We start from the raw sequence: 26,550 nt of genomic DNA on the forward strand, positions 1-26,550 counted from the left end.
TTAGATTTATTAAAGAACACTATGATAACATGGTAAGCTTAGGTAAATATTAAGAATAGTATGGATTATGGCCTTAATTGCCATGCAGAAAAATCGAATAGACGCGTGCATCGTATGAGTCGCTCAAAGCTATTTGAATAATGACTGGGCCTTGGTCGATGGAGATAAATCGATAATATATTCATCGAGCGATATGGTATTATTTAAATCATCATGAGCTAATAATTGAGCGTTTAAGTCATTCAGTATATTACTCATGGGCATTGTCATTTCACTGACCAAATCAGTAATAAGCCCTTTTAGAAAACTACCCTTAGGGCCTTTAAATACAGGCAAAAGAAAATCATAAATGTTGCTCCATTGACCAGGAACATTTTCCTCCTGTTCTGGTAATTGCCCACACGCTAGTTGATATAGAGTAGTTCCCAAAGTATGGCACTGTAAGCGCTCCAGATTAATTTGGTTTTTGACGAATACGGAAGATTGAAAATACTGTTGACTGGTACTGGTTGAACTTGACCGAACCATTTTTTCTGTAGAGAAGACTAATCCTTTTATGTCACTAATTACCAGTTCGTCTTCATCATTGAGTAAGATGTTACTGGGCTTTAAATCGGTATACCATATATTTTGCTGATTAATGACTATATAAAAATTTACTAGTTTTACAGCATAGTTGAGAAGTATTTTGCTAAAATCAGCAGGACTTATATACTGCTTTTGCTTTTGAATACGTAAATTTTGGAAACGATCCTCCAGATTGCCATTGGCATAATATTCACTGTATTCTATAAAAGTGACTTCAATATTATCTTCGGCTACATGCTCCAACAGATAAGGCTTGGCAATTTGTGGAATTCCGTTCATTAATTCACGAATTATTCTCGGCGAATGCCCTTTAGCTTCTTCGGCAACATTCATGCGTAAAAATCGAATAACAAAACGTTGTTCCTGGTAATTCACTAGCACAATAGGATTATTGCCGCTAGCCAGTGTAATCACTTCAAACGCATCATCTATTTTCTTTAATTTTTTTTGAATCAAACTTTTAAAGCTACTCTTTCCTTGATATTTATCATAAATTTCATAGAGTTGAGCCTCGCGAGACAAATAGATAATAGTGTCTTGAGTTAACTCACGGTTAATCTGATGATCCAGTCGTTTTATTATTTGGAGAGGAGGATTTTCGATAAACCATTCCGATACTACGTTAACTATTTTATTTTCGTCTGCAAGCTTTCGATAATAGGCTAATAACTTAGACGCATATTCTTTAGCTTTTACCGGATTGCTTACGTGATAGAGGTTTATTTTCTCCGCGTAATAATTTACTTTAGCAATTTGATGGCGTTTAGTCCCCCAATACCCCCCAGCCAGAGTAATTAATGTAAGCATAGTCAATTCCCTTTAAATCATCCATTTGATCTAAATATAGACAATTTAATGCCTTTATTTACTCTTTTAGGCTAATTTTTAAAATCCGATAGGGGAAAAAAGCCAAGGAAAACGCCCATAACCGACCCCAGGCTTCGTTAAACACAGGGTCTATACTAAAAAGGTACCCATTTTTTATTTGGAGTTTCCATGAATAAAAAAACAACCAAGACACCCAAAGGATCAAAAAAAGAACAAAAAAAATCGCCAATGAAGAGCTGAACAAAGTCTCCGGAGGAAGGAGACAAGAAGGTGGGCTACGGGATATATAACGATAAAGGGCGTAATGTTTAGTGAATGATACTGAGTTTAGTAATTTGAAACGGCCTCAATTGAAGGGGATGCAGGTTATAAGGCATACGCAGTAAAACCAAAATTTATATTCTTGATCATACATATATTTCATACCCCCTTCTATTTTTAGATAGATATCAATAGGTAATAAAATATCCTTTTCAATATTTTTAATTAATGGACTTGTTTAAGACTTATAAATTTGATTTAATTTGCCAACTGTTTTTTTATTTACCCGATGATATTTTAAATATCATCTATGGAAAAAAAATTACCTATCTCAATTGATTGAGTCGGGTTGGATGACCGCAAGTTAGAAATGAATGGAAAAAGGATTATGTCTAGCGATTTAGCAATTTATTTAAGTAAACAATTACTTTGGCATGCTGTCTTTATTGCTGCCCCCATCATCCTTGTATCACTCATCACCGGTTTAATTATTTCAATTCTTCAAGTAGTCACACAAATTCAAGACTCTACCTTAAGCTTTGTTCCGAAAATATTAGCTGTAGTATTAATGCTCATGCTATGTGGTGAATGGATGCTACATTCACTCATAGAGTTTGCTCAAAATATTTTCTTAAACATTCCAGGAACGGTAACACAATGACTCTATCGTTTTCCTGGATCACTTGCTTATTATTTATCACTATTCGGTTGGGTACAGTTTTATTATTTACGCCGATTCAAGCAATACGCCAATTACCTGTCCATACTCGCTTGATATTAATTTTTATATTCAGCATATTGCTAATGAATTACGTCCCAAATCAAGAAATTTTGGATAATAGCACTATTCTTATCGGAGGAATTGTTGAATTTTCCAATGGCTTAATTCTAGCAGCAAGCTTATATGCTGCTTTTTCTGTTTTTCAAATTGCTGGGCAAATCATTGATAATGAAATAGGACTTAATTCACTAGCAGTCTTTAATCCAAATGAACATAGTCAAGAGCCTTTAACCAGCCGTTTATTATCCATGTTAGCTGTCTTATTCTTTTTTGGTTTGGATGGACATGTGTGGTTATTCAAAGGATTCTCTTACTCTTTTGTTATTATACCGCCAGGCTCTTTAGCTTTGTTTGCAGGCTTTACTCCCATTATTAAACAATTTGGTTTCATGTTTACCCTAGCATTTATGATTGCAAGTCCCATAATCGTTGCATTGTTGGCTATTGATTTGTGTGGCGGCATAATCACTCGTAATATGCCGCAAATTAACACTTACTTTCTAATCTTGCCAGTAAAAATTCTAATTGGATTAATTTTGTTAACCTTGATGCTCAATTACATTAATCCGCTAACGAACACGGTATTCGAGAACTGTTTTCATACCTGGCAGGATTTCCTCTCATGACTGAAAAAACAGAAAAAGCCACACCCTATAAATTACAAAAGGCTAAGGAAAAAGGACAGGTCAGCAAAAGCATTGAATTAACTACTTGTATCTCGTTACTAGTAATGCTTGGGATGATCACTGCCTTATGGCCTAAACAGTTAGAGGAGATTTCCAGCCTCTTTCGTCATTTGCTCGGGAATACATCCCACTTTCAATTTAGTGTTGATAATATCTGCCATATGTTTCAATTAATTATGGCCAAGATCACTACTTTATGGCTTCCTTTTGCTTTGGCAAGCGGGTTAACTATTATTCTGTGTACTCTAGCCCAAACAGGAATGGTCTGGTCCACTACCCCTCTGATCCCAGATTTTAAACGCTTGAATTTCATACAGGGCTGCAAAAAACTATTTTCTATGAAAGCAGGGTTCGAAGCTTTTAAGGGAACTCTTAAATTGGCACTGGCTTTGTTATTACTGTATTTTACTTTTAAACATCAAGTATCCAGTATTCTTCAACTTGGTATAACTCGCCCTGATCAAACACTATTATTCATGATGAGTTTTATTATAAAACTTATTTTTCAGCTTCTTCTAGTGCTCACCATCTTGGCTTTCTTGGACAAATTGTATACCCAAAGAAAGTTCAAGAAAGATAACCGCATGAGTAAACAAGAAGTTAAAGATGAATACAAACAAAAGGAAGGTGACCCCAAGATAAAGAACAAAATCAAACAATTACAAAATCAATTACGCCAAAAAACTGCTTCTTTAAAATTAGTTAAAACCGCAGATGTGATTATTACCAACCCTACTCATTTAGCTATAGCACTAAAATATGAACGTCATGTCATGCCTGCGCCAAAGGTTGTTTGTAAAGCACGAGGTGAGATGGTCGCACAGATAAAAGAAATTGCTAAAAAACATGGTATACCCATAATCGAAAACAAAGCCTTTGCCCGCATGCTTTATCAATCAATAGAACTCAATCAATGGATAAGCAAAGATCTATTTCCTATAGCAGCAAGCATTTTTAGAGATATTTACAGGCAAAGGAATCATAAATGAGTAGTAAGGTAAATTTTTTTAGCAACAGCAGCGAAATGATTATGATCGCTTTTGCGACAGGTATTCTTTTTATCTTATTTATTCCCATCCCTTCTGCACTGTTAGATTTATTACTTATAGTCAACTTCAGTTGGGCTTTAACTATTTTACTTCTAACTTTTTATACCGATAAACCCTTAAGTTTTTCAACTTTCCCTGCTTTATTACTCATATCTACGCTTTTTCGTCTGGCACTTAATATTTCAGCTACCCGTCTGATCTTGTCTGATGGCGATGCAGGGAAAGTGATTCAAGCAATGGGACAATATGTTATTCATGGCAATTACGTGATGGGCTTAGTGGTCTTTCTAATTCTGATTATTGTGCAATTTATAGTGGTAACAAATGGTTCACAGCGTGTGGCAGAAGTGGCTGCACGTTTTACTCTGGATAGCATGCCCGGTAAGCAAATGAGCATTGATGCCGATTTGAATATGGGCAGTATTGCACAAGCCGAAGCAAAATGCAGAAGAGCACAAATTGAAAAAGAAGCTAATTTTTATGGGGCTATGGATGGCGCCAATAAATTTGTTAAAGGCGATGCGATTGCTGGCATATTAATCATCCTTGTAGATATTATCGGTGGTTTTGCTATAGGACTAGTTCAAAAGGGATTAAGCCTATCTGAATCTATCCAAACGTATACCCTACTCACAGTGGGTGATGGCTTAGTGACCCAAATCCCTGCCTTAATTATTTCAACAGCCACAGGAATCATCGTAACTCGTGCCGCAACAGACGCCCATTTAGGTAATGAGGTAGCAAAACAAATTAGCGCATACCCTAAAAGTTTAATTATGGTATGTGGGGGATTAGTCTGTCTTTTATTTTTAAAAGGAATTCCCACTTTACCAGTATTGCTTATTTTAGCCTTATTTATTCTGATTACCTGGTTGGCGCTCAAAGCTAATAAAGAAGAACAAATAGAGGAGGCTGAAGAAGATTTATACGAAAAAATTCGGATTCATCCCATAGAAATTAATCTTAATAAAGAACTTTATCAATCGTTATTGCCCTATGAAGTTTCCCTCCTTCAATCCGTCCAACAGATTAGAGAAAAACTCGCCTTTGATTTAGGTTTTGTTTTACCTGAAGTAAAAATAAAAGCTGATAAAAAATTGGGTTACCCTTTGTATCATATTTCTATTCAGGGCAACAATGAGGGCAATAATCAATTGCATCTTGAGAAAAATCTAGCCATTTTTTCAATGCGTAGCCAACAAAAAAACAAAAGTTTACCGGCAGGAATCGAGGTACGCGATCCCAGTTATGGTCTTCCTGCTGCATGGATAGAACCGCAAGATAAATCTCGGGCTGTAGATGAAGGTTTTACTGTATGCGAACCGCTAATCGTTTTAACCACCCATATCAATGAAACGATACAATCTCATATAGCGGAATTATTAACTCGCGAGGAAACCGAGCGTTTATTACTCCAACCTGGAATTAAAGCTCTAAGTGAAGAACTCATACCGACTCTTTTACCCCTCGGTCATGTGCAGCGCATACTCCAAACATTACTTCAGGAAAAAGTTTCCATTCGTCATTTGGCGCACATATTAGAAATATTACTAGAACACGCGAAAAGAATTCCAGATCCAATACAACTTACTGAATTAGTAAGAGCCGGTTTAGCCATGTCTATTTGTCAAAAACTACTCGCCAATCAAAGTAGCTTACATGTGCTAACGCTTGAATCTGCCTTAGAGCAAAAACTCAATCAAAATTTAAGTAATAAAGATTATTTTGCATTGGAGCCTAGTGTAACCGAAAACCTGATTACTTCATTGGCTCATCAGGTCGAACAAATGCTAGGTGAGCGTAAACGTCCTATTCTGCTCTGCTCCTCATTATTAAGAAGGCATATTAAACAATTAACCCAAAGGGTGATTCCCCATCTCACTGTCTTAGCCATGAACGAAATACCAGTGAATGTTCAAGTGGAGTCTTTTGGTATCGTTAAATAAGGAAGAGTGATGTTTGATGCAATAACAGCAACGCAATTAGCCATGGAAGTGGATCAATTAAAATTACAATCAATAAGTCAAAATATAACAAATATGAATACTCCCGGTTTTAAAAAACAATTGGTGGAACTTAATAGTTTTGATGAGCAGCTCCAAGTACAAACGAATAATACAGTTCAGCAACTTCAAAAATCTCAAATTAAAACTCAAGGTACCTTCAACCAGACTCATAACATGAACGATATGGCTTTAACAGGAGAGGGTTATTTTCAGGTCCAAAGTGAACAAGGGATTTTTTATACCCGGCGCGGTGATTTTCAAGTTAATAATCATGGTGAATTAACCACCATTACTGGTGAAATTATTCTTGGCAAAGGGGGAGCCATCAAAGTCGATGACCATTCTTTTACTGTTGATACCCAAGGAACTCTCTACATAGATCATCATCAAGTAGATCAATTCAACATCGTGCAATTTAATCGACCGAATCGATTAAACTACATAGGAAATGGGCTCTATCAAACCGATGAGTCTCCGAATCCGCCCGATCACAACACCCGGGTTCTACAAGGATTTATAGAACAATCTAACGTTAAATCCATAGATGAAATGATGGACATGGTGAAAACCTCTCGTCATTTTGAAGCAAACCAAAGAATAATGCGTACCGCGGATAATCTATTAGCAGCCGCCATTAATCAGTTAGGAGAAGGAAATGTCTGACGCACTTTCTATTGCCGCCAGCGGTCTTAAAGCAGAAGAATATTATATTGATAAAATTGCCAATGACTTGGCAAATTTGAATACACCTAATTACAAGGCAAGTAAATTAGCCTTCGAAGACATGCTTTATCAAAACATAAATGGAGAAAAGCCCCTTTTTAATAATCAACCTGGTGCCAAACTAGGTCTCGGAACAGCTGTATATAAATCGAGTAAGGATTTTTCAACTGGCCCTTTAAAATCAACTAACAATTGGAATGATGTTGCGATTAATGGAACTGGTTTTTTTCAAGTTATCAATAGCGATGGTAATATTGCCTACACGAGAAACTCAACTTTAAGCATCGACTCTGATCACTATCTCACAACTCAGGATGGTTTAAGATTGGCTGATAACATCCAAATTCCTGATGATTTCACTAAGTTAACCATTCAAGCCAATGGTGACGTAGAGGTCATAGTAAGTGATGATCCCGAGCCGCAGTTACTAGGAACCATTCAATTAGCCAAATTTATTAATCCTGAAACCTTAGATCCAATCGGCTCCGGGATTTATATTCCAACTGATGAATCAGGGGATCCGCTTACTGATATTCCAGGAAATAGCGGCCTGGGCTCTCTAGCTCAGAATCAAATAGAAGGCTCGAACGTCGACATGGTTAGTTCTCTAATGCAACTCACAATGGCGCAACGTGTTTATCAATTGAACGCAAAAGCCGTACAAATTGCTGATGAACTGGAAAAATTAACTAATGAAATTCGTGATTAAAATAATAGGAGCATTAATCCTGGCTTACCAGGCGAATGCCCAGACCATACTCAGATTCCAAACCAATATTACCCCTAATGCACAACATTTGGGGGATGTGCTGGTTATTACGGGAGATAAAAATAATTTAGCCAAGATCCCTTTGGACAGTCATCCCGGAGTAGGCCGAAAAATAACAAAAAAACAAATCATTGCCTGGATAAAAAATAAAAGAAGTTCATTTAAGTATCAATGGAGAGGGAAAAAAACCGCAGTAATTAAACAGCGCACCCAAACTACGGGGATGGATTTAATCAATAAAGCTCGATCAGAATTAAAAAATCAATTAGAGAAACAGGAGTACAGCCATGTTGAATTGACTACAAAAACAAAATTAAAAGGCAGCGTATTTCCCCTTTCCGCATTTAAAATACAAATTCCTAGTGAATATCCTGTAGCGAAACAAGTATGTGTCAGACTTAATTATGAGAAACACTCTATTCCCGTTTGGTTTACTGTAAAAGCCTATCAAAAAGTGTTGGTAGCCAAGCATCAAATTAAAAATCGTACGATAGTACGTGAAGATGATTTTATCTTGAAAGAACAATCTATTTCCGGTTTAAAACAGATGCCTTTGACCAAATTGCTCCATCCCTTCTGGCTTAAAAAATCGATTAATGCAGCTCAGGTACTGACCCAAAAATATTTGATTGAAATTCCTTCTATCATCAAGGGACAATCAGTACAGATTAAAATAGTAACTCATGGTGTTTCCATAATTACTGAGGCCATAGCTCAAAATGATGGTGATATAGGCCAAACAATTAGAATGAAAAATCCGCAAACCAACAAATATTTTGTAGCCGTGGTTACGGCTCCAAATCAAGCTGAGATTCCATCATGAGATTAATTACTATTTTATTGTTTTCTTTAATGTGTGGGATTCAGCAAAGTTGGGCCATTAATTTATTTGACGAAGAATTATATAGACCATTAATCGCTGATCGTATAGCGTCATTACCCGGTGATGTTCTTACCGTTATTGTCCTTGAAACCTCCAACGCACAAACCAGCGCCGATCTCTCATCCAGTAAGGAAATAAAAACTGCTTTGGAAGTGGGCTACAACAAAGACAACCATGAGGTTCAATTTGGACTAAAGGGTAAGGGGCGCGCTGGAGCTAAAACGGGGCGCAATGGAAAAATTAAAGCCGCTTTAACCGTAAGAATTAAAGAGGTGTTCCCTAACAGTACGTACCTAGTTGAAGGTTTACAATTAATTACCATCAACGGCGAACAACAAAGAATACTTTTAAGTGGCATAGTAAGGCCTGAAGACATTAGCCCACAAAATACCATTTTATCAACACGACTAGCTGATGCCCATATTACTTATACTGGAAAAGGTTCCGTATCTAATGCTCAGGATCACAATTATATCTACAAAATCCTGTCATTTGTGGGGTTGGTGTGATGAAAAAACTGATAATAATTGCTCTTTTCTTTGCTCAGATTACTCTTCAACAAAGTGGATACTGTGCCGTTCGTTTAAAATCTATTGCGCGACTCTCCGGGTTACAGGAAAACCCGCTTACTGGTTATGGTTTAGTCATTGGGTTAGCTGGTTCTGGCGATTCAAGACGCAATAAAGACACCACTCAAGCGATTTCCAATTTATTACTAAGCTTTGGAGTTAATATCAATCCCAATGATATTAACAGTAGAAATACAGCAACAGTAATCATTACCACCAGCCTCCCCTCCTACGTCCATCAAGGGGACAAAATTGATATTAATGTCGCCTCACTCGGGGATGCAAAGAGTTTATTAGGAGGAACTTTATTAGTAACTCCTCTTAAAGGTGCAGATAATAGGGTCTATGCCTTGGCCCAGGGTCCTATTTCCATTGGTGGATTCAAATATGATCTTTATGGCAATGTCATTCAAAAAAACCACCCGACTACAGGCATGATACCAGGAGGAGCCGTCGTTGAAAAAACCGTCTACAATGACGTAATCGATAAAACCGGCGACATCCATCTTATTTTAAATCATCCTGATTTTACTACGGCGGATCATATTGAAGCGGCAATCAACAAACAATTTGGCAAAGATACAGCTCTGGCACGCTCCGCTCAGGATATTGAAATCCACCCTCCTCTGCTGGCAAGAAGGCATTTCATTCGTTTTGTCAGCCAACTCGAAAACGTCATCATTACCCCCGATAATTTACCCACAGTGGTTGTTAATGAACGAACTGGGGTTGTGGTTGCGGGAGCCGATGTAAAAATTGATGCTGTTACTATTTCTCATGGCAATTTACAAATCTCCATTGCCACTGATTACAACGTTTCTCAGCCTACGTTAATCCAGAATATGGGGAGACAGGTACGAACCGTAGTGGCCCCTTCGACTAATATTAACGTCAAAGAAGCGGTGGCAAATACAGTAAAACTAGAGCAAGGGGCTACTGTAGCTGATTTAATTACTGCTCTTACGAAAGTACAGACTTCCACTCGTGACATAATCGCTATTTTAGAGAGTTTAAAACGAGCCGGAGCCTTACATGCTGAATTGGTCATCCAATAAGGAGAATATTTTGAACTCAGACTCAACCGTAAAATTAGTTAGTTTAGCTCTGGATGCTGCGTTGATGCGCCAAACGGCTATTGCAAATAATATCGCCAATATCAATACAGATGAGTATAAGACAATAGAGGTAAATTTCGAACAACAATTGAATGAAAGCCTCATTAATCATAATGATGAAGATCTATCCGCTATCAATCCTTTTTATCAGTTAAGCGAACATCAATCATCAATCGATGAACAAATGGCCTTAAATGTACAAAATATGACTCATTATCGCGCTTTAATCAAAGGATTAAATCAAAAGTTGGCCATCATGAAATTAGCATTACAAGGAACAAATCAATAATGAATTATGATCAAATTTACGCTATAGCTACTCAAGGCATGAATGTAGAAAAACTACGAGTAGATGTGGTAGCTAACAATATTGCAAATCAACATTCACTCAAAAGTGCTGATGGTAATTTGTTTCAAGCCAGTCAAGTAATAACCACAGCGAAACCTTTTTCTGATTTTCTAGACGGCAAAGGAGATATGGGAATTGATTCAATAGAACTGGTTGCTGAAAATCTACCCCCTAATAAAGTCTATCAACCAGGTCATCCAGCAGCTGATAAACAGGGTTATTTAACTTATCCTGGGGTAAATACCATTGATGAAATGACCACCCTCCTCAGAGCATCACGTGCCTACGAAGCCAACATCAAAATCATTAATACAGCCCATAACCTTTACTTACAAGCGCTGAGTATAGGAGAAGAACGATGAAAATAGAGAGCCTAAATCATCTGTTTTTAACTCCAAATACTAAATCCATAGAGGTGACTGAGAAATCAGAAGCATCATTTAGTAACTGGATAAATGAAAAAATTACCAGCACTAATGATCAACTCAATGCTGCTGACCAGGCTTTAACTCAATTAGCCAGTGGTCATGCGGAAAATTTACACCAAACCATGCTCACGTTGGAGCAAGCAAAATTATCTTTTCAATATATGGAGCAAATTCGTAACCGCTTGATGAGCGCGTATCAAGATTTGTTAAGAGAGCAAATTTAAGTGAATAATATAAAAAAAGCCCTCGAATGGTTTAATACCCTATCACAGCAGCGAAAACTGAGCTTGTTGCTATCGATACTATTCATCACTCTGATTACTGTGTTATTCAGCTGGTGGGCCTTATCTCCTACTTATGCTGTATTATTTAATCATTTGGATGAACAAGATGCCAATCAAATTTTAAGTCAACTCGAACAGGCCAATATCAATTATCAGTTACGCAATCAAGGTAGCGATATTTTAATTGATAAAAAACTGATTGCTAAAACTCGTCTTAAAATTATGGGCAGCGGCATGCAACTGACTGGTAGTGTGGGATTTGAATTATTTGATAAAAGCGATTTTGGTATGACTGATTTTTCGCAAAAAATCAATTACCAACGTGCCTTACAAGGTGAGCTGGAACGGACTATCTCCAGTTTTGAGGAGGTACGTCAAGCCCGAGTACATTTAATAATTCCAGAAAGCCATCTCTTTGATAAAGAAAGTAATCAACCTAAAGCCGCGATTACTTTACATTTAAAACAAGCCTTAACCCCTAAACAAGTCAAAAGCATGCAACAATTAGTGACTGCAAGCGTTGCTCATTTGACAAATAACAATGTGGTCGTAGTAGATCAGAACGGTAATACACTTTCTGCAAGTGAAGAAGATAGTTCTCAAACTCAGTTCACTACTAAAAAAACCATAGAGCATTACTTAAATGACAAAGTGGCGCAAATACTCTACAAAATTTTCACTAAAAACCAAGTCATAGTAAAAATAGATGCCGCCATAAATTACGATGAACTACAACGTGAGTTGATTAAGCCACAAAGCCAAGGGCAAGTAACTCATGAAAAAGAAATCAAACATTCTTCTACCGGTAAAAAAGAAAAAGATAAAACAAATCAAGAAGTAATTCTTGAAAAATCCTATCAATTTGGTAGTGAAAAAGAATTGTTTAAACGAGCTAGCGGAACTATAGAAAGACTATCGATTAGTGTAGTCTTACCGCAAAACACGGATAAACAAACTATTGCCCAAGTAGAAAGACTGGTAAAAAGTACCGTGGGATTTAATGAAAAACGAGGGGATATAATCAGTGTCGAAGCTTTGATAGTCGCTCAGCCACGTTCTTCCATCCCTGTAATTTCTTTTCCCCAGGAAAAAATGCCTTATGCGTTTGACAAAACTCTAATTTTTTATTTTTTAATTTTATTTATTTTTATGAGTACCGTGGCAATCCTAATGATTAAAAAAGCCAGGCATAAAAGACGTCAACTGCTTTTAATCGAATTAACTCAATGGCTTACTCACCATGAATAACGAATTTAAAAAACTCTTGTTAAAAATTGCAAACTTACCGTTAGCCGATCAAAAATGGGTTCTAAATCAATTAACCCCCAAACAACTAAAGCAATTCACCCAATGGCAAGGCGATTCCTTACTGAATAAAGCAAGACGATTTCGCAAATTACCGTGTCCTCAATTGCCTCAAATTTCTCCCAGCCCTCCACTACCCGATTTATGTAAGCAACTTACTCAACAATCACCTCTTTATATCGCGATTATCCTGGAACAAGGACAATTTAAATGGGCGCAAGAATTTATCGAGTCTCATGAACAGAGAGAAGAAATAAAACAACTCATCCATGAAGGAGTTTGTTTTATTAAACCTGCAACCAAAAAATGTACTTTTAAACAATGGCAAGACCGGTTGAGTTTTATGGAGCAACTGGAGAATATTCATGGCTAAATTATTTAAAAATGCGGTAATCAGTCCGGAAGTAACTTATTTAACCGCTCACGAATCAGTACTTAATTTAAATCAAGATCCGGTTTTAGACAGTACCCAACCATCAATAAATGAAGAACAATTGAAAGCAATGCAAAATGAAGCTTATCAACAAGGCTATATCTCAGGCAAGGAAGCAGGAAAAACCCTTATTGAAGAGCAAATTACTCTTTTGAAAAAACAACTTGAGGCAGCATTACTGGCAATACCCCAAGCCATAGCGCAAAATCGATTGGAGTTAAGTAACGAAATTGCAAATATTGTATTACATATTACTCAACAATTTTTTCTTGAAAAAGAATCTAATCCTAAAGCATTAAAGCTTCAAATAAATCAACTACTAAAACAATTAAATAATAAACAATCTATTGAGCTTTATTTACATCCCAAAGAAATCGACATCTTACAAAAAGGATTAGTCCAGTTAGATGCAAACCATTTAAATGGCTTGAAAATAAAAAGTAATGACAGTCTGATTTTAGGTGGTTATGTCATCAAAACAGAACACGGTATGTTTGATGCCAGTATAGAAAAACAAATTGATAGACTGAAAGATCTTTTATTGCAGCTAAGAAAAAGAGGGCTACATGCACCCCTGGATTAAACACTTATCAGCTACCGAACGATTAGGCGAGATAGAACAATTTGTAGGATTAAAAATGGTTGCTAATGGCCCACCCCAAACATTTATAGGTGAGGTCTGTGACATTTTAGATCAAAATTATCAACCCATAATGCAGGCTGAAGTCATTGGGTTTGATCAGGGAAAAGTGTATTTAATGCCGTATGATAATGCCCCCATTCGGATGGGCTATCAAGTCAGAGCTACTGGACAACAACTTTCTATTGATGTTGGCAACGATCTGCTTGGTCAGGTAGTTGATGCATTCGCTCAACCAATTGATAAACAAATTAAACTCTCTTGCAAACACAGTATTCTTACCCAAAATAAAAAAATTAACCCTTTTAACCGTAAGCCCATCACTGAGCGTTTACATACGGGAGTTCATGCAATAGATAGCCTCCTCCCATTGGGAAAGGGACAAAGAGTAGGTTTATTTGCTGGTAGTGGTGTGGGAAAAAGTATGCTCATGGGAAACATAGCTCAAAATATTGACAGTGACATCAATGTGATTGCTTTAATTGGGGAACGTGGCCGGGAAGTGAATGATTTTATCTTTAATCATTTAAACGAAGTCACAATGCAAAAAACTGTTTTAGTTATAGCCTGCAGTGATGAGTCCGCCCTTATTCGTCGACAAGCAGCCTATACAGCTACAGCTATTGCAGAATATTTTTGCCACCAACAAGGAAAAAGTGTCCTGTTATTTATGGACTCCATTACGCGCTTCGCCATGGCACAACGAGAAATCAGCTTAAGTTTAGGAGAGCCTCCTACCGCTCGTGGCTATACTCCCAGTGTTTTTTCCCTTTTGCCTGGAATAATAGAGCGCACCGGTAATTTTAAACAGCACGGGAGTATCAGTGCTTTATATACCGTTTTAGTCGAAGGTGATGACTTTAATGAGCCCCTTGCAGATCATATGCGTGCATTATTGGATGGGCATATCGTGCTAACCAGAGAGTTAGCCCAACGCGGCCATTACCCTGCAATTTCTATACTGCAAAGTATTTCACGGTTAAGCAAACAATTACTCTCACCTAGCGAACAAAAAATAGTAAGTCAAATTATTTCCATGCTGAGTATTTATCAACAAAATAAAGACTTAATTGAATTAGGAGCGTATAAGCCGGGCTCTAATATTCCCTTAGATAATGCGGTAAGCCGTGTTAACGCTATTAACCAGATATTAATCCAAGATAAAACACCTGCTATATCTTTTGTTGATCTCATCAATCGCTTTAAGGAGATCCTTTAATGAATCAATCGCTAACAGCCCTAATGACTAAATTAAACTGGCAACGTACTGAACTGAATACACATTTACAGTCTGTTGAAAATGAATCAGGGAAAGTAAAACTTCAACTTGAAGAATTGGAGCAAAAACTTAATCAATCCTGCGTTACCCCTTTCCTGATTAATCCAGAACTTGAAATCAACAGGCTCAACTTCATTGCTCAGCTAAACGAACAAAAAGAAACATTAGGGCTAATTTTAAAGAAACATCAGGCTTTAGAGATCAAATTAAAAGATAAATTACACCGGACTAAGACGGAATTAAAAATGCTGGAAAGATATCTGGAAAGAGAACAGCACAATCAGCAAGGGCAACAAAAGAAAATACACGAGCATAGCCTGGATGAATGGGTCATACAAAAAAGGAATCGTTATGAAAATCAATGAGCAATTAGAATTAATGTTCCCCCATACCCCCAAAAAGAATCTCCATGATATGTTGGACTTTGAACAGTTGATCAACACCCCTACCAAACAAAATAGTGGTGATGAATATTATTGGCAACATCAGGATCAATTACAACAATCGAGTTTACAATTTAATCCTCAGCCTATAGCAAATCAATCAAAGAAAACAAAAGTCTTGGAAAAGGAAACGATTATGTATAATCCAGAAGGGCATTTGCAAATAACAAATAGTCCAATTCGACAGAATCGATACCCTTTTCAATATGAAAAACAGAATAATACCGTTTTAAACACCAAAGTATCTCAAATTTTTAGAGAATTAGAACCAAAACTCAACCCAATACTAATGTCTGTTGAAACACCTGAGACATCTCAAAAAACAGACGAATTGGATCAATTTAAAGAAATAAATGCAATTGATTCCTTACCCTACAACCCCAATGAGTTTAAAAATCATCATCTATTTATTCACAATAAACAAGTGGAGTTAACTCTCAATATCCAAAATCTAGCTCCGGATGAACAAAAAGAATTCACTAGCATGATGAGAAATCATTTAAAAAATAAAGGCCTTACTCTGAGTAAACTAATCATTAATGGAGTAGAAAATGACTGAACCTGTCAATGCAACAGGAATGGACCAGGCAGATTACTTAAAATTGTTCATGCAAGAACTGACCTATCAAGATCCTTTAAAACCCGTGGATAACCGTGAGTTCATGGCTCAAATGGCACAGTTTTCTTCTCTACAAGAGGCGAGAACAACAAATGCAAATTTGACCCAATTACTCGGAATGACTAGTGGCAATCAGAGTCTGAGTTTACTGGGAAAAAAGGTAAGACTAAAAAATGCAGAGGACGAAGGCAAAGTCTCTACCGTAGAGTTTCATACCGATGAGCCACCCAAAGTGACTGTAATCATGAACAATGGTGAGATTACGAAAGTAGATTTAGGACAAATTATTGAGGTTAAGGATTAACATGACGAATACTTATTATACCAGTTTATCAGGCATGCTTGCTGCAAGTTATGGCTTACAGAACACGTCAAACAACGTTGCCAACATGCAAAGTCCCGGTTTTAAACGTAATGACGTATTTTATTCGTCTTTAGGTAATGGCAATGGCGAAGAAGGATTAGGATCGGGAGTGTGCATTGGAGGAAATGCTACCAACTTTAGTGATGGCAAGTACTTGGAAACCAGCAACCCTTCTGATTTAGCGATAGTAGGCCAAGGTTTTTTTGTAATCAGACTCAAAAGTGGAGAGCTACTGTATACGCGCGATGGAGAGTTTGGTTTTAATAATGACGGGGTGCTCATCGACCGACATAGTGGAGGTCAAGTACAGGGATACAACAATGCAGGCAATCTGGCTCCCATCCATGAAAAAGGCCCTAAAACATCAGCTGGGAAAGCTACGCAGGAAGTATTTCTCAAGGGACAATTTATCCTTCGTGAAAAATCAGAGGCGGATAAAAACCAACCAGGCCCCTTTAAAAATAAATATGAGGACATAATCTTTTCGGTAATAAACATCTATGATGCCCAAGGCAAAGCGCATGAAATAAAACTTCAATTTCAATCGACCCCAGTTTTAGTTAATGGTGACAGTACTAATATCCCGGATAATGGCACCAGTTGGGATCTGGTTAATATGATCTGTAATGATACGGAAATTAGTTTTTCTTATGACCAAAAAATTATTTTCAATGACTTATCTCAGGGGGCAAAACTTGAAAATAGTTCCATCCAGTTTACTTTAAATGGCCAACAGAATGTAACGCTTAAATTCGGTAACTTTAAAGAAGGAGCAGACAGCTCTGTCCAACTGAAGGACTCCAAACTCAATCCGGAAGGTACTAAAATTGAAGTTTTTCAAAATGATGGTTATGGCGAAGGCAAACAAATCAGTTTTACTTTCGATGAAAACGGCCAAATTGCGTATAACTATGACAATGGACAAACAATAGAAGGCATCTTTGTCGGCTTAGCGCGATTCGATGATTTGGAACACACGCTGGTACAAACCAAGGATAATCTATTTAGAGCGAAAAGTGATAACGGAATACACTTGGGACGCGCGAATAAAGATGGTTTTGGAAGCATCAAAGCCAAGCAAGTTGAAACGTCAAATGTGGACTCCACCACTGAATTTGCCAATATTGTGATCTTACAAAGAATGTTTCAGGCTTGTTCCCAGATAATGGATATAGACAAACAATTATTAGAAGGACTTGAATCCAAATGATTAAGCCCTATAGATTAATTAACTCGTTTGAAATGGGACAACTTAATCAACATTTTACCCAAGTAATCCGATCATGGAGTAATGAATATGCAAGGACTCCTTTAATTATGAATCTGGCCCCCCCCCCTGATAATTATTCAATTAACAATGGGTTACATATTCTTACTGAAAAAGATCCTTTGGCAATCATAGAGAAACACTATATAGGGATATTCAATCAAATATTATTTGGTGAAAATGAGCCTTGTTTCAACTCCGTCAGTCAAGAATTGATGTATATTTTGTTGTATCAGTTGTTCAAAGTGGAACATTGCGTCATTGAGGAGGTAGTACAGCCATCACCAAATTGGTTTTACCGGGGTTCAACCTGTCTTATTTTAACCTTAAGTATCAACCAGAATAATGTCACTATTATTCTTAACCCCGATTGGGTTTATCAATGTCTATCGCCAAATGAAACACTAAAAAATAATCTTTGCCCACTAGATGAAGCACTGGCAGAACAAACACTTGCCTTGAATTTAGAACTACTTCCTCTTAACATCTCCATTAAACAGCTACTTAATATACAAGCAGGTGATGTAATTGTTACAGAACACCCTATAACTACGCCCCTAAGATTAACTAGAAATAACCAAGTTTTAGCTCAGACTGAACTTGGCCAATCATCCCATTATAAATCAATACTGCTAAAGAGGTTCTCATGAGTATTAGCGTTAAAAAAATAGCTTTAACTGAACAACAATCTCAAACTGAAGGCCAATTGATTAATAATAATTATTTAGGCTTGGTAGGCAATATCGAAGTGCAATGCAGTGTTCGCATAGGCACCCTTCATATGACTATTGCACAATTAAAACAACTCAAATCAGAACAGGTACTTTCTTTGGAGCAAAAAACCAATGAGCCCATTGAGCTTGTTCTTAATGATAGAGTAATAGCCAGGGGGGAGTTAATGAGTTATGAGGACAATTTTGCAATACAAATAACTGAGGTCACTTGTTAATGCGTCAGCTTACAACGTTTATTTTAATCTTTTTAGTTAATCCCTTATTTGCTGAAGAGACAATTAATTTTAAAAAAGAACTGGTTACGACAGTTCACTGGTTTCCCTACGGCATCGTCTTAATCCTATTGTTTATCGCTTTATTGCTTTTAGCTAAAAATTCAAAAAAGGTAATCAGTACCAATGCAAAATGTAAGATCATTGAAAGAATAGCTGTGCATCATAAAACCAAAGTCTATGTTATTGTTTATCAAGGGCAGAAATTCCTGGTGGCAGATAATCAAAATTCACTAGCAATCCATGCGTTACAAGAGACCTCTTCTGCTTATGAATAATAAACGTTACGCAATTCCTTCAAAAATAGGAAAACCTTCCCGTATTTCACCTTGCGTCATACTGGCTACTGTTTTTTTACTATGCTGCCCCATCATAAGTTTTGCTGCATCAGGTACTCACTTTGGTCTCATTCACTTTGATCAAGATAATATTTCTCCTGCACTACAGGCTTTTGCTTTACTGACTGTTCTAAGTCTGGCTCCTAGCATATTAATTATGTTGTCTTCTTTTACTCGAATCATCGTAGTGCTTTCCATATTACGAAATGCACTGGGATTACAACAAACACCGCCTAATACGGTGATTATCAGCCTATCATTATTTCTTACCTTATTTACTATGATGCCGGTTGCAAAAACTATTTATAAAGAAGCCTATCAACCGTATGAAGCGCATCAAATTAATACTGAAACAGCGCTCAATACAGCAGCTAAACCGCTAAAACAATTCATGTTAAAACAAACTCGCGAGAAAGACATGCAGGTTATTTTGGAATTAGCTAAAGAACCGATGCCCTCTTCTGCCAAAGAAATTAAGTTTTATCAATTAATTCCTGCTTTTTTATTAAGTGAATTGCAAACTGCCTTTCAGATAGGCTTTATGATCTTTTTACCTTTTTTATTGGTAGATCTGATCGTTTCCGGCATTTTAATGACCATGGGTATGATGATGATGCCTCCAATGAGCATTTCCTTACCAGTTAAAATTTTACTTTTTATCTTAATAGATGGCTGGGATTTAGTGATTCAAGCCTTAGTTGGAAGTTTTCACTAATGGAGAGTTCATATCCCCCATCCCGGATGTACTAAACTATTTTAGGATTCAACAAATAAAGTATTTCTGCGTTAATTGATGGAGTTAGGAGGATTATTTATCTCGAATGTTGACTATTCAAATTTCGGGATTAATTCAAAGCATCAATCATTAGACTTCTTGTATAGAAATAATAAAATCTCATTGTGTAAAATCATGCGTTTTTAATTACGAAGAGAAATCAGCTACTTTATCAAAGAGTGATATAATTAAAGTAACTTGTCATAACGACCATTATAGGAGTCTGTAGTGAGTAAGGCTTTTACTAAAGAAGATGATGATTACACTGAACCAGAGCTTCCAGACTTAGAGTTACCAGCCATCAAAAATTACATGACTCCTACAGGTTTTGCAATGCTGCAAACTGAGTTGCGGAATTTACTTAGTAATGAAAGGCCTGAAGTTGTGAAAGTGGTAAGTTGGGCAGCGAGTAATGGTGATCGCTCAGAAAATGGGGATTACATTTATGGAAAAAAACGTTTACGTGAAATTGACAGGCGCATTCGCTATTTGACGAAACAATTGGAAAGCGCTCAAATAGTCGATCCCAAACTTCAAGTAGGTCTTACTCAAGTATTTTTTGGCGCTACTGTCCAGTACATCAATGAAAATGGTGAATCCCATTCTGTCAAAATTGTAGGTCTGGATGAAGCGGATATTAGTACAGGAAAAATAAGCTGGATTTCCCCCTTGGCAAAAACATTACTGAAAGCCAGAGTTGGAGACAGTGTCACCTTACGGGTGGGTAATGGGGAAAGTAATTTAAGAGTGACCGATATTTGTTATGTCATATAATTTTATATTTAAATTCAATGCATTTAATAGTGCTATTTTAATTAATATGTTTTGTATGCCATGACCAACTATAGTTACTTATTTGACCCTTATCTATTGCTTATCAAGGAACAGGTAAAGATTTCTCCTCCGGGAATCCCTCTTTGATTTCGATGATTCAGTAGGAAAAAATATGCAATTACCTTTTTTGGTAATGAGCGATAACTCCATGATTAGGTCTGGAGCTATGTCCTGCTAATTGATTAGAATTATCATATACCTTATCATCTTTCATCGAAATCAAGTCCAGAATAAGAAGCAAATGAAAAATTCAACAAAATGGTTAACCATAGTTCTCTCAATACTACTCCCTACCCTGTCTTCTGCGACGCTAAGACCTTTCACTAACGTAGATTGCGCGGCCCTAGCGATGCCGAAAACAGTCTTATTAGTTCATGCATCATGGTGCTCACACTGTAAGGCTTTTTTGCCAGTTTACGAACAAGTTTCTAATAAAGAAAAATACAGGGACTGGATTTTTTATCAAATGGTAAACGATAAATTTGAAAATGTTTGTGGTACTGCTATTAGAGGTGTTCCTGTCACATTTAAAAATAATATGAAAAATAATTTAATGGGAAACAGGCCACAATCAGTCCTGGAAGAGTTTTTAGATTCGAATGCCTAAAATAGACGTTGAACCAGCTCTGAGAGACACGAGGTTAGGACTCAATTACCATAGCAATTAACGAGTATTATCGCTCATAAAAAACTCATATATATTAAAATAATCTCTATTTGTTGAGAGCCTGCATTAAGCTGTAAATCAACGGCTCCCATGCAAATAATATAAAAAGGCAAGATGACGAATTTGAGGCAAAACGGAGTTGGAAAAAGCAGTTAAGCAAAGCCCAGGGCGATTTTTTGGTTGGATTCCAAAGCAAGAAATGCAAGATGGTCTTGTTTTATTTTGCTCTATGTGTTAAATTATTATACATTATTAGTGTGATGACTCAATGTGAGCTATTAGTTAATTGATGAGTGCTGACGAATTAATAAATTATACCGATTTGGTTAATCATATTTGCAAAGATCTGTTTAAGGTAACCGGTATTAATCATTTCAGCTATGTCGAGATAAATAATCAAGGTAATTTTATTTGGTTAGGAAGCGACAGCAATTATTTTGAGAAGTGTATTAACCAACAACTGGTTAAAAACGCGCCTACTAGTATTTTAAAGACTTATCCTAAAACTGGGTTTTATCTAATTGACGTTTATCAAGATGAGTACAAAAAATATAGTTTACCAGTATTTCAACTCCTTAATCATTTTGAGTATGGACATTCATTTCGCATATTAGAAATTACTGATAATTGCACCATTAAATTGTATTCCTTTGATGCCCCGCTTGGAAAACAGGACATTAACCATATTTATTTAAATAATCTCAACGTATTTAAAAAATTTAATCTCCATTTTGAAAAAAAAATTACATTCATTCGTAATAAAATAGACCAAAATCATCTTCAAGAAGATCAATATTCTGAATTTGCTAATTTATGTCATTTGACATTTAGACGAAATAATTTCATTGAGCAAACTCTATCAGCAACTTTTTATTCATTAGAATCTAAAATTGAAACGACCCCTCGTGAGAAAGAGGTATTATTTTGGTATATCAAAGGAAAGACCTCTGAGGAAACGGCCAAACTACTGAATGTATCCAGACGAACGATTGAAAGGCATTTTGAAAATTTACGCGAGAAATTTGGTTGTTTTTCTAAAAGCCAAATCATTTTAAAATTAATGGAGTAAATTGCCTCTTCCTACACCAGCACCAGGAATCACCAATTTGCTTCGTTCTTGCTGAGCTACCAAGGAATTTCTACAGTTTATATCGAAATATCCGCAAAAGAAGAGATCGGTCTTGATAAATTAAAATCTCAAATTACCGAGACTTGGAAAGCCATAAGTCAATGTTTGCAAAACAAAAAGAAAGTTCTTTGGGCATTATTAATAAAGATAAAAAAATGAACACTTATGATTATCTATCTCAATTAGCTTCACCTATCTAATTATTAAATAAATTTATCATTGACATTTCCGTTACGTCATCCTTTATTGTGTTAAGTGTCAATTTAGAGGAAGAGCAAATGCCTTACACAGTAAAACAATTAGCTAATATTTCAGGAGTGAGCTCACGAACTCTTCGTTATTATGATGAGATTGGTTTATTAAAACCCGCTTACTATGGAGATAATCAATACCGTTATTATGAAAAAGAACAGCTGTTGATATTACAGCAAATTTTATTTTTCCGTGAGATTGGCTGTCCTTTAAATGACATACAGAGAATAATGAGCAGTGATCATTTTGATAAAATTGATGCTCTTATAGCTCATAAATCCAACCTTTTAGAAAGCCTTGAAAAAATAAAATCTCTTATTAAAACCATTGATAAAACTATTTCACATATTAGAGGAAATTTAATCATGAACGACATTGAAATGTATGAAGGATTTAATCTAAACAAGCAGCAAGAACATGAGCAGTATATGGTTGAAACCGGAAAAATAACCCAAAAAGAAATTAATGAAAGTTGGAAAAACATTCGTCATTGGAAAAAAAACAATTGGGATGAACATACAGAAGAGGGGAAAGAAATTAATGAAGGTTTGGTTCATTGTATTACTAAACAAAATAAACCTGAGGATAAAGAGGTTCAGGATTTAATACAAAGACATTATTGCTGGGTGAAACAATTTTGGACTCCGAATAGAGAAAGTTATATCAGTCTTGGTCAAATGTATCTTGAACACACTGATTTTAAAAGCTTTTATGATAATTACCATCCTAAGTTAGCTGAGTTTCTAGTTAAAGCGATGAATGTCTTTGCAATGAATAAATTAAAATAGAACTTTATTTGGTCTTTGTCGAATTTTTCCTCCTTAATAATTGCTTAATATTTTATCTATATAATTGCCGCTACACCTAATTGACAACTTTTGCACCACAATGGGGCAAATATTATCATTCATGCAATTAAGAGATTTATATGAGAATAAAATTCGACACATACGCCAATAATCAAGAAAAAGAAGTAGACGCCTATATAAGCCATATTAAGCTAAACCAAACCATACTTTTATTTAGACATTGGGTTAAAAATAAAAATAGACTTATCAATAAACCTTGTGATGAAAAATCTTCTGTTTATTCCATCGCAAAATTAGTTGATAGTGATAATCCCCTCCCCCTTATGATGCCCGAGGTATTTTTCCGGGATGATTACAGTTCTACTGCTTATGAAAGCTGGGAAGATCTTTATCTAAAAGATGACTTATTTATTTCGCTGGAAAATTTACACAATAACAATCATCAAGCTTTTTCCTTAGAAACAGTTTTCTTGGCAAATAAATACAATGGTTTTTTACGAACAAATCTGCGCTTCGATGATAGAAAACTAACGGTGATGAGCAACCTCGATCAACAACGCTTCCTCACCCAGTTAAAAAAACGGTACCCCTCTTACTATGAAGAATATTTAGATGCTCAGCCTTCTAAAGAGCAATCTTCGCCAACGGAAATCGATAAAGATAAGTTAAACCTTATATTGAATACCGTTGAAATCATGTTGGTATTGAGTTGCCATAAAGGTGGATTGAGAAGCACAACTCTACCTAATAGTATCACCGATTTTTTAAGCGCATATGGCTATAGCTTATTGACCCAAGTTTTATCAGAAAATTTAAGTAAAACCGAAATGGAAGGATTAAAACATTTGTGGGCCAAAAATATCCGTAACCCATCGGAAAAGACTGTAGAAGATTTGATTGATTCGGCATTGGGGGGAGCGTGTACGACAACTTTAGGTTTATATTGGTTAGGACTTATAAAGGAGTTTAGAGAGAATTTCTCCTTTACTCTAAATCAGGATTTTTTAGATGCAATATACGAAAACTTTGTTACAAATAACCCCAATGAATCGGCAAAGATATCAAAAACATTCTTTATGAAATGTATTAAAGAAAATATGCAATATATTGCCACAGAAATGCTAAATCCAGTACAGGAACATCGCATGGTTAATACACACATGATTTAAGATAGCATTCCCTTTGATGGCTGGTTCAATAGCCTATATAATCTTTGTTACAAATTCAAATCAATGGTTGGGTGAAGGCTCAACCATTGCCAGGTTAAAAGGATACCTATGTTTCAATCAGCTTTAATAATGGTGCTAGTGACGTTCAGCATCATCACTCATGCAGCCCTGCCTGCTGATCCAATACAACGCTGTTTGGATGTTAGAAGGTTTGCTGACTTTACGACAAGACAGAAAATGGCCGCCAAAGAGCCCGGTGTGTTGCGCTTTAAGTTTCATAAAGTTTCAGCATCAGAGCTACCGTTAGATAATCCGGTAGGCAATATGGATGAAGTGATTAAAGCATTAAATAATCAGATTGAAAACTGCAATAAAAGCCGTGGTGAATTTCAGACGGTGACTATTGCTGGTCGTAGACTCAAACGGCAAGAGTGGTGCCTTAATGCCAACAAAAAAATGCTCACTATTGCAAAAGCTGCCCATGGCAATTTTCAAAAATATCTCTCCCTACTCAAAACTGAATTTGACTGGTATAAAAGCGATGGCTGGCCTGAAAATCACGCCGGATTTAAAAAGGGTGAATTTCAATTTACTGCTTATTACGCGCCAGCCGCTGTTGAAGCACGCACCCAACGTGGTGAAGGATTTTTATATCCAATCTATAGTAATCCAGGTGTTGTAAATGTAGCTGCAGAAAGCAAAAAACTGAATTTGAAAGCGCCTCTTTGTGGCGTGGATCCACTGACCAAAATGGTGCGTGGATTTTGTCTGAAAAATGCCAAGGGCAAATACTCCGTAGTGCCAGACCGAGAGGAAATTGAGCATGGGGCTTTAAATCCAAAATATATAATTGGCCATGTTAAAGATCCAAATGACCCGGCTTTTTTAATGCTTGAAGGCTCTGGTTCGTTACTTCTTGATGGCAAATTATTTCATATCAATTACGATGGTGCCAACGGCAGGCCACGCACCATGCTTGGTCGCATAGTCCAATGCGCGCAAGACCCAACCTGTGGTGGTAACCTTGATGCAATAGAACGTTGTGCTAAAGATCCTCACTGTCATGATGAAGCAAAGTTACGCTGTAATGTGTCTAAAAAAATTAGACAAAGTGCTGCATCAGAAAAGCAAATTCGTCAATATCTGGATAACCCTCTTAATCGTGATAAAGCTGCCAACTTGAGAAATCGCGATCAGAGCTATGTATTCTTTGTTAAAGAAGATGGTGGACCTTATGGTTCAGAAAACATTTCGCTAACGCCCCATGCTTCATGCGCAACCGATCACAAGGTAATTCCTATTGGAATGAGTTTTATCTATAATTCCAACAAATCTACTTCATGGTGTGTGGCTCAAGACACAGGCGGAGCCATTATGGGCGCTCATGTTGACGTTTATAAAGGTGAGGGGGATAAAGCTGGTGTGGAAGCAAATAATCTAAATCACACAGGCTCTCTATTTGTGGCACTACCAAAACGTAAATAAAACTCAGGAAACCGCATCTACACTGCCATTAAGTTAAACCTTTAACCTGGATTACGCTGCGCTAATCCAGGCTACAATTGCCACGTTCTATTACCCTATAGAATTGTTTTCCTTCCTTCGCGAGAAAAATATGGGGATGAAATAATGCTCGCTTGATTTCTTAACTTAATGGTAGTGTCGCATTAGTAAATCCTATCAACTTGGACTAAAATTAATAAGATATCCTATGAAAAAAGATAAAAAGATTGACTGAACATGAACGTTTAGGAACCGTGCCAGTCTATCATGATTTTTATACCGTTCACGCTCAGTAGAATCCTTGTTCATGCCATGGCGTCGACTTAAGCTTTTGTAAGGTAGGTCGGGCCCTTTGGCCCGTCATAAGATGGCTTATTTTATAAACGATAATGCCCATAA

The 26,550-nt window shown here is 36.5% G+C and carries 31 protein-coding genes; 30 read left to right on the top strand and 1 reads right to left on the bottom strand.

Going from position 1 to position 26,550, the window contains the following annotated elements; all coding sequences use genetic code 11:
- Window positions 1-129: 129 nt before the first annotated feature.
- Entirely contained in the window at window positions 130-1,395 is a 1,266-nt protein-coding gene (locus LOX96_RS00780) for a protein kinase domain-containing protein (protein ID WP_250421452.1), read from the bottom strand.
- Window positions 1,396-2,065: 670 nt separating this feature from the next.
- Between LOX96_RS00780 and fliQ the strand changes: the two genes are divergently transcribed.
- From fliQ to LOX96_RS00930, 30 genes are all read left to right on the top strand, one after another.
- A complete protein-coding gene (fliQ, locus tag LOX96_RS00785) occupies window positions 2,066-2,338 on the top strand; it encodes a flagellar biosynthesis protein FliQ (protein WP_250421451.1) in 273 nt (90 codons plus the stop codon).
- The gene (locus LOX96_RS00790; RefSeq protein WP_250421450.1) at window positions 2,335-3,084 is read left to right on the top strand and encodes a flagellar biosynthetic protein FliR; all 750 of its coding nucleotides are present in this window, start codon (window positions 2,335-2,337) and stop codon (window positions 3,082-3,084) included. Before fliQ ends, LOX96_RS00790 begins: the two co-directional genes overlap by 4 nt.
- Window positions 3,081-4,133, top strand: a complete 1,053-nt coding sequence (locus LOX96_RS00795; RefSeq protein WP_250421448.1) for an EscU/YscU/HrcU family type III secretion system export apparatus switch protein — start codon at window positions 3,081-3,083, stop codon at window positions 4,131-4,133. The genes LOX96_RS00790 and LOX96_RS00795 overlap by 4 nt, the downstream gene beginning before the upstream one ends.
- Entirely contained in the window at window positions 4,130-6,139 is a 2,010-nt protein-coding gene (locus LOX96_RS00800) for a flagellar biosynthesis protein FlhA (protein ID WP_250421446.1), read from the top strand. The genes LOX96_RS00795 and LOX96_RS00800 overlap by 4 nt, the downstream gene beginning before the upstream one ends.
- A gap of 9 nt (window positions 6,140-6,148) precedes the next feature.
- Window positions 6,149-6,862, top strand: coding sequence for a flagellar hook-basal body protein (locus tag LOX96_RS00805; RefSeq protein ID WP_250421445.1), 714 nt, complete (start codon window positions 6,149-6,151; stop codon window positions 6,860-6,862).
- Window positions 6,855-7,631: a flagellar hook-basal body protein gene (locus tag LOX96_RS00810; RefSeq protein WP_250421443.1), complete on the top strand. Its 777-nt coding sequence runs from the start codon at window positions 6,855-6,857 to the stop codon at window positions 7,629-7,631. Before LOX96_RS00805 ends, LOX96_RS00810 begins: the two co-directional genes overlap by 8 nt.
- On the top strand, window positions 7,615-8,514 hold the full coding sequence (gene flgA / locus LOX96_RS00815) for a flagellar basal body P-ring formation chaperone FlgA (RefSeq protein ID WP_250421442.1): 900 nt from the start codon (window positions 7,615-7,617) through the stop codon (window positions 8,512-8,514). The genes LOX96_RS00810 and flgA overlap by 17 nt, the downstream gene beginning before the upstream one ends.
- Window positions 8,511-9,083: a flagellar basal body L-ring protein FlgH gene (locus tag LOX96_RS00820; protein WP_250421440.1), complete on the top strand. Its 573-nt coding sequence runs from the start codon at window positions 8,511-8,513 to the stop codon at window positions 9,081-9,083. Before flgA ends, LOX96_RS00820 begins: the two co-directional genes overlap by 4 nt.
- Window positions 9,083-10,198, top strand: coding sequence for a flagellar basal body P-ring protein FlgI (locus LOX96_RS00825; protein WP_250421438.1), 1,116 nt, complete (start codon window positions 9,083-9,085; stop codon window positions 10,196-10,198). Before LOX96_RS00820 ends, LOX96_RS00825 begins: the two co-directional genes overlap by 1 nt.
- A gap of 10 nt (window positions 10,199-10,208) precedes the next feature.
- Window positions 10,209-10,547 carry a flagellar basal body protein gene (locus tag LOX96_RS00830; RefSeq protein WP_250421436.1) on the top strand — a complete coding sequence of 113 codons (339 nt, stop codon included), beginning with the start codon at window positions 10,209-10,211 and terminating at the stop codon, window positions 10,545-10,547.
- Window positions 10,547-10,969: a flagellar basal body rod protein FlgC gene (flgC, locus tag LOX96_RS00835; RefSeq protein ID WP_250421434.1), complete on the top strand. Its 423-nt coding sequence runs from the start codon at window positions 10,547-10,549 to the stop codon at window positions 10,967-10,969. Before LOX96_RS00830 ends, flgC begins: the two co-directional genes overlap by 1 nt.
- Window positions 10,966-11,259 carry a flagellar hook-basal body complex protein FliE gene (fliE, locus tag LOX96_RS00840; protein WP_250421432.1) on the top strand — a complete coding sequence of 98 codons (294 nt, stop codon included), beginning with the start codon at window positions 10,966-10,968 and terminating at the stop codon, window positions 11,257-11,259. Before flgC ends, fliE begins: the two co-directional genes overlap by 4 nt.
- A complete protein-coding gene (gene fliF, locus LOX96_RS00845; RefSeq protein WP_250421431.1) occupies window positions 11,260-12,567 on the top strand; it encodes a flagellar basal-body MS-ring/collar protein FliF in 1,308 nt (435 codons plus the stop codon). It begins immediately after the preceding gene.
- A complete protein-coding gene (locus LOX96_RS00850) occupies window positions 12,560-12,997 on the top strand; it encodes a hypothetical protein (protein WP_250421430.1) in 438 nt (145 codons plus the stop codon). Before fliF ends, LOX96_RS00850 begins: the two co-directional genes overlap by 8 nt.
- Window positions 12,990-13,640: a FliH/SctL family protein gene (locus LOX96_RS00855; RefSeq protein ID WP_250421429.1), complete on the top strand. Its 651-nt coding sequence runs from the start codon at window positions 12,990-12,992 to the stop codon at window positions 13,638-13,640. Before LOX96_RS00850 ends, LOX96_RS00855 begins: the two co-directional genes overlap by 8 nt.
- Window positions 13,624-14,916, top strand: a complete 1,293-nt coding sequence (locus tag LOX96_RS00860) for a FliI/YscN family ATPase (RefSeq protein ID WP_250421428.1) — start codon at window positions 13,624-13,626, stop codon at window positions 14,914-14,916. The genes LOX96_RS00855 and LOX96_RS00860 overlap by 17 nt, the downstream gene beginning before the upstream one ends.
- A complete protein-coding gene (locus tag LOX96_RS00865) occupies window positions 14,916-15,341 on the top strand; it encodes a hypothetical protein (RefSeq protein ID WP_250421427.1) in 426 nt (141 codons plus the stop codon). Before LOX96_RS00860 ends, LOX96_RS00865 begins: the two co-directional genes overlap by 1 nt.
- Complete coding sequence (locus tag LOX96_RS00870) at window positions 15,328-15,978, top strand: hypothetical protein (RefSeq protein WP_250421426.1); 651 nt, start codon at window positions 15,328-15,330, stop codon at window positions 15,976-15,978. The genes LOX96_RS00865 and LOX96_RS00870 overlap by 14 nt, the downstream gene beginning before the upstream one ends.
- Window positions 15,971-16,342, top strand: a complete 372-nt coding sequence (locus LOX96_RS00875) for a flagellar hook assembly protein FlgD (protein ID WP_250421425.1) — start codon at window positions 15,971-15,973, stop codon at window positions 16,340-16,342. The genes LOX96_RS00870 and LOX96_RS00875 overlap by 8 nt, the downstream gene beginning before the upstream one ends.
- A gap of 1 nt (window position 16,343) precedes the next feature.
- The gene (locus tag LOX96_RS00880) at window positions 16,344-17,612 is read left to right on the top strand and encodes a flagellar hook-basal body complex protein (protein ID WP_250421424.1); all 1,269 of its coding nucleotides are present in this window, start codon (window positions 16,344-16,346) and stop codon (window positions 17,610-17,612) included.
- Complete coding sequence (locus LOX96_RS00885) at window positions 17,609-18,319, top strand: FliM/FliN family flagellar motor C-terminal domain-containing protein (RefSeq protein ID WP_250421423.1); 711 nt, start codon at window positions 17,609-17,611, stop codon at window positions 18,317-18,319. The genes LOX96_RS00880 and LOX96_RS00885 overlap by 4 nt, the downstream gene beginning before the upstream one ends.
- A complete protein-coding gene (locus tag LOX96_RS00890; RefSeq protein ID WP_250421422.1) occupies window positions 18,316-18,618 on the top strand; it encodes a FliM/FliN family flagellar motor switch protein in 303 nt (100 codons plus the stop codon). Before LOX96_RS00885 ends, LOX96_RS00890 begins: the two co-directional genes overlap by 4 nt.
- Window positions 18,618-18,953: a hypothetical protein gene (locus LOX96_RS00895; RefSeq protein WP_250421421.1), complete on the top strand. Its 336-nt coding sequence runs from the start codon at window positions 18,618-18,620 to the stop codon at window positions 18,951-18,953. Before LOX96_RS00890 ends, LOX96_RS00895 begins: the two co-directional genes overlap by 1 nt.
- The gene (gene fliP, locus LOX96_RS00900; RefSeq protein ID WP_250421420.1) at window positions 18,946-19,728 is read left to right on the top strand and encodes a flagellar type III secretion system pore protein FliP; all 783 of its coding nucleotides are present in this window, start codon (window positions 18,946-18,948) and stop codon (window positions 19,726-19,728) included. Before LOX96_RS00895 ends, fliP begins: the two co-directional genes overlap by 8 nt.
- A gap of 288 nt (window positions 19,729-20,016) precedes the next feature.
- Window positions 20,017-20,562, top strand: coding sequence for a transcription elongation factor GreB (gene greB / locus LOX96_RS00905; RefSeq protein WP_250421418.1), 546 nt, complete (start codon window positions 20,017-20,019; stop codon window positions 20,560-20,562).
- A 301-nt stretch (window positions 20,563-20,863) separates the two neighbouring features.
- The gene (locus tag LOX96_RS00910; RefSeq protein ID WP_250421416.1) at window positions 20,864-21,229 is read left to right on the top strand and encodes a thioredoxin family protein; all 366 of its coding nucleotides are present in this window, start codon (window positions 20,864-20,866) and stop codon (window positions 21,227-21,229) included.
- 349 nt (window positions 21,230-21,578) lie between these two features.
- A complete protein-coding gene (locus LOX96_RS00915) occupies window positions 21,579-22,358 on the top strand; it encodes a helix-turn-helix transcriptional regulator (protein ID WP_250421415.1) in 780 nt (259 codons plus the stop codon).
- 338 nt (window positions 22,359-22,696) lie between these two features.
- Window positions 22,697-23,458, top strand: a complete 762-nt coding sequence (locus tag LOX96_RS00920; protein ID WP_250421414.1) for a MerR family transcriptional regulator — start codon at window positions 22,697-22,699, stop codon at window positions 23,456-23,458.
- 140 nt (window positions 23,459-23,598) lie between these two features.
- Window positions 23,599-24,648, top strand: a complete 1,050-nt coding sequence (locus LOX96_RS00925) for a hypothetical protein (RefSeq protein WP_250421413.1) — start codon at window positions 23,599-23,601, stop codon at window positions 24,646-24,648.
- Between the two features lie 108 nt (window positions 24,649-24,756).
- Window positions 24,757-26,133, top strand: coding sequence for an MltA domain-containing protein (locus LOX96_RS00930; RefSeq protein ID WP_250421412.1), 1,377 nt, complete (start codon window positions 24,757-24,759; stop codon window positions 26,131-26,133).
- Window positions 26,134-26,550: the final 417 nt, after the last annotated feature.

The organism is Legionella maioricensis (genome assembly GCF_023618015.1).
Taxonomy (GTDB): domain Bacteria; phylum Pseudomonadota; class Gammaproteobacteria; order Legionellales; family Legionellaceae; genus Legionella; species Legionella maioricensis.

Coding starts and splice junctions, on each gene's coding strand:
- LOX96_RS00915 (WP_250421415.1), top strand. CDS start 21,579: ATGAGTGCTGACGAATTAATAAATTATACCGATTTGGTTAATCATATT.
- LOX96_RS00820 (WP_250421440.1), top strand. CDS start 8,511: ATGAGATTAATTACTATTTTATTGTTTTCTTTAATGTGTGGGATTCAG.
- fliE (WP_250421432.1), top strand. CDS start 10,966: ATGAAAATAGAGAGCCTAAATCATCTGTTTTTAACTCCAAATACTAAA.
- LOX96_RS00780 (WP_250421452.1), bottom strand. CDS start 1,395: ATGCTTACATTAATTACTCTGGCTGGGGGGTATTGGGGGACTAAACGC.
- LOX96_RS00925 (WP_250421413.1), top strand. CDS start 23,599: ATGAGAATAAAATTCGACACATACGCCAATAATCAAGAAAAAGAAGTA.
- LOX96_RS00895 (WP_250421421.1), top strand. CDS start 18,618: ATGCGTCAGCTTACAACGTTTATTTTAATCTTTTTAGTTAATCCCTTA.
- LOX96_RS00890 (WP_250421422.1), top strand. CDS start 18,316: ATGAGTATTAGCGTTAAAAAAATAGCTTTAACTGAACAACAATCTCAA.
- LOX96_RS00805 (WP_250421445.1), top strand. CDS start 6,149: ATGTTTGATGCAATAACAGCAACGCAATTAGCCATGGAAGTGGATCAA.
- flgA (WP_250421442.1), top strand. CDS start 7,615: ATGAAATTCGTGATTAAAATAATAGGAGCATTAATCCTGGCTTACCAG.
- LOX96_RS00875 (WP_250421425.1), top strand. CDS start 15,971: ATGACTGAACCTGTCAATGCAACAGGAATGGACCAGGCAGATTACTTA.
- LOX96_RS00795 (WP_250421448.1), top strand. CDS start 3,081: ATGACTGAAAAAACAGAAAAAGCCACACCCTATAAATTACAAAAGGCT.
- LOX96_RS00910 (WP_250421416.1), top strand. CDS start 20,864: ATGAAAAATTCAACAAAATGGTTAACCATAGTTCTCTCAATACTACTC.
- LOX96_RS00870 (WP_250421426.1), top strand. CDS start 15,328: ATGAAAATCAATGAGCAATTAGAATTAATGTTCCCCCATACCCCCAAA.
- LOX96_RS00865 (WP_250421427.1), top strand. CDS start 14,916: ATGAATCAATCGCTAACAGCCCTAATGACTAAATTAAACTGGCAACGT.
- LOX96_RS00860 (WP_250421428.1), top strand. CDS start 13,624: ATGCACCCCTGGATTAAACACTTATCAGCTACCGAACGATTAGGCGAG.
- LOX96_RS00930 (WP_250421412.1), top strand. CDS start 24,757: ATGTTTCAATCAGCTTTAATAATGGTGCTAGTGACGTTCAGCATCATC.
- LOX96_RS00790 (WP_250421450.1), top strand. CDS start 2,335: ATGACTCTATCGTTTTCCTGGATCACTTGCTTATTATTTATCACTATT.
- LOX96_RS00800 (WP_250421446.1), top strand. CDS start 4,130: ATGAGTAGTAAGGTAAATTTTTTTAGCAACAGCAGCGAAATGATTATG.
- LOX96_RS00885 (WP_250421423.1), top strand. CDS start 17,609: ATGATTAAGCCCTATAGATTAATTAACTCGTTTGAAATGGGACAACTT.
- fliP (WP_250421420.1), top strand. CDS start 18,946: ATGAATAATAAACGTTACGCAATTCCTTCAAAAATAGGAAAACCTTCC.
- flgC (WP_250421434.1), top strand. CDS start 10,547: ATGAATTATGATCAAATTTACGCTATAGCTACTCAAGGCATGAATGTA.
- LOX96_RS00810 (WP_250421443.1), top strand. CDS start 6,855: ATGTCTGACGCACTTTCTATTGCCGCCAGCGGTCTTAAAGCAGAAGAA.
- LOX96_RS00850 (WP_250421430.1), top strand. CDS start 12,560: ATGAATAACGAATTTAAAAAACTCTTGTTAAAAATTGCAAACTTACCG.
- LOX96_RS00855 (WP_250421429.1), top strand. CDS start 12,990: ATGGCTAAATTATTTAAAAATGCGGTAATCAGTCCGGAAGTAACTTAT.
- LOX96_RS00880 (WP_250421424.1), top strand. CDS start 16,344: ATGACGAATACTTATTATACCAGTTTATCAGGCATGCTTGCTGCAAGT.
- fliQ (WP_250421451.1), top strand. CDS start 2,066: ATGTCTAGCGATTTAGCAATTTATTTAAGTAAACAATTACTTTGGCAT.
- LOX96_RS00920 (WP_250421414.1), top strand. CDS start 22,697: ATGCCTTACACAGTAAAACAATTAGCTAATATTTCAGGAGTGAGCTCA.
- LOX96_RS00825 (WP_250421438.1), top strand. CDS start 9,083: ATGAAAAAACTGATAATAATTGCTCTTTTCTTTGCTCAGATTACTCTT.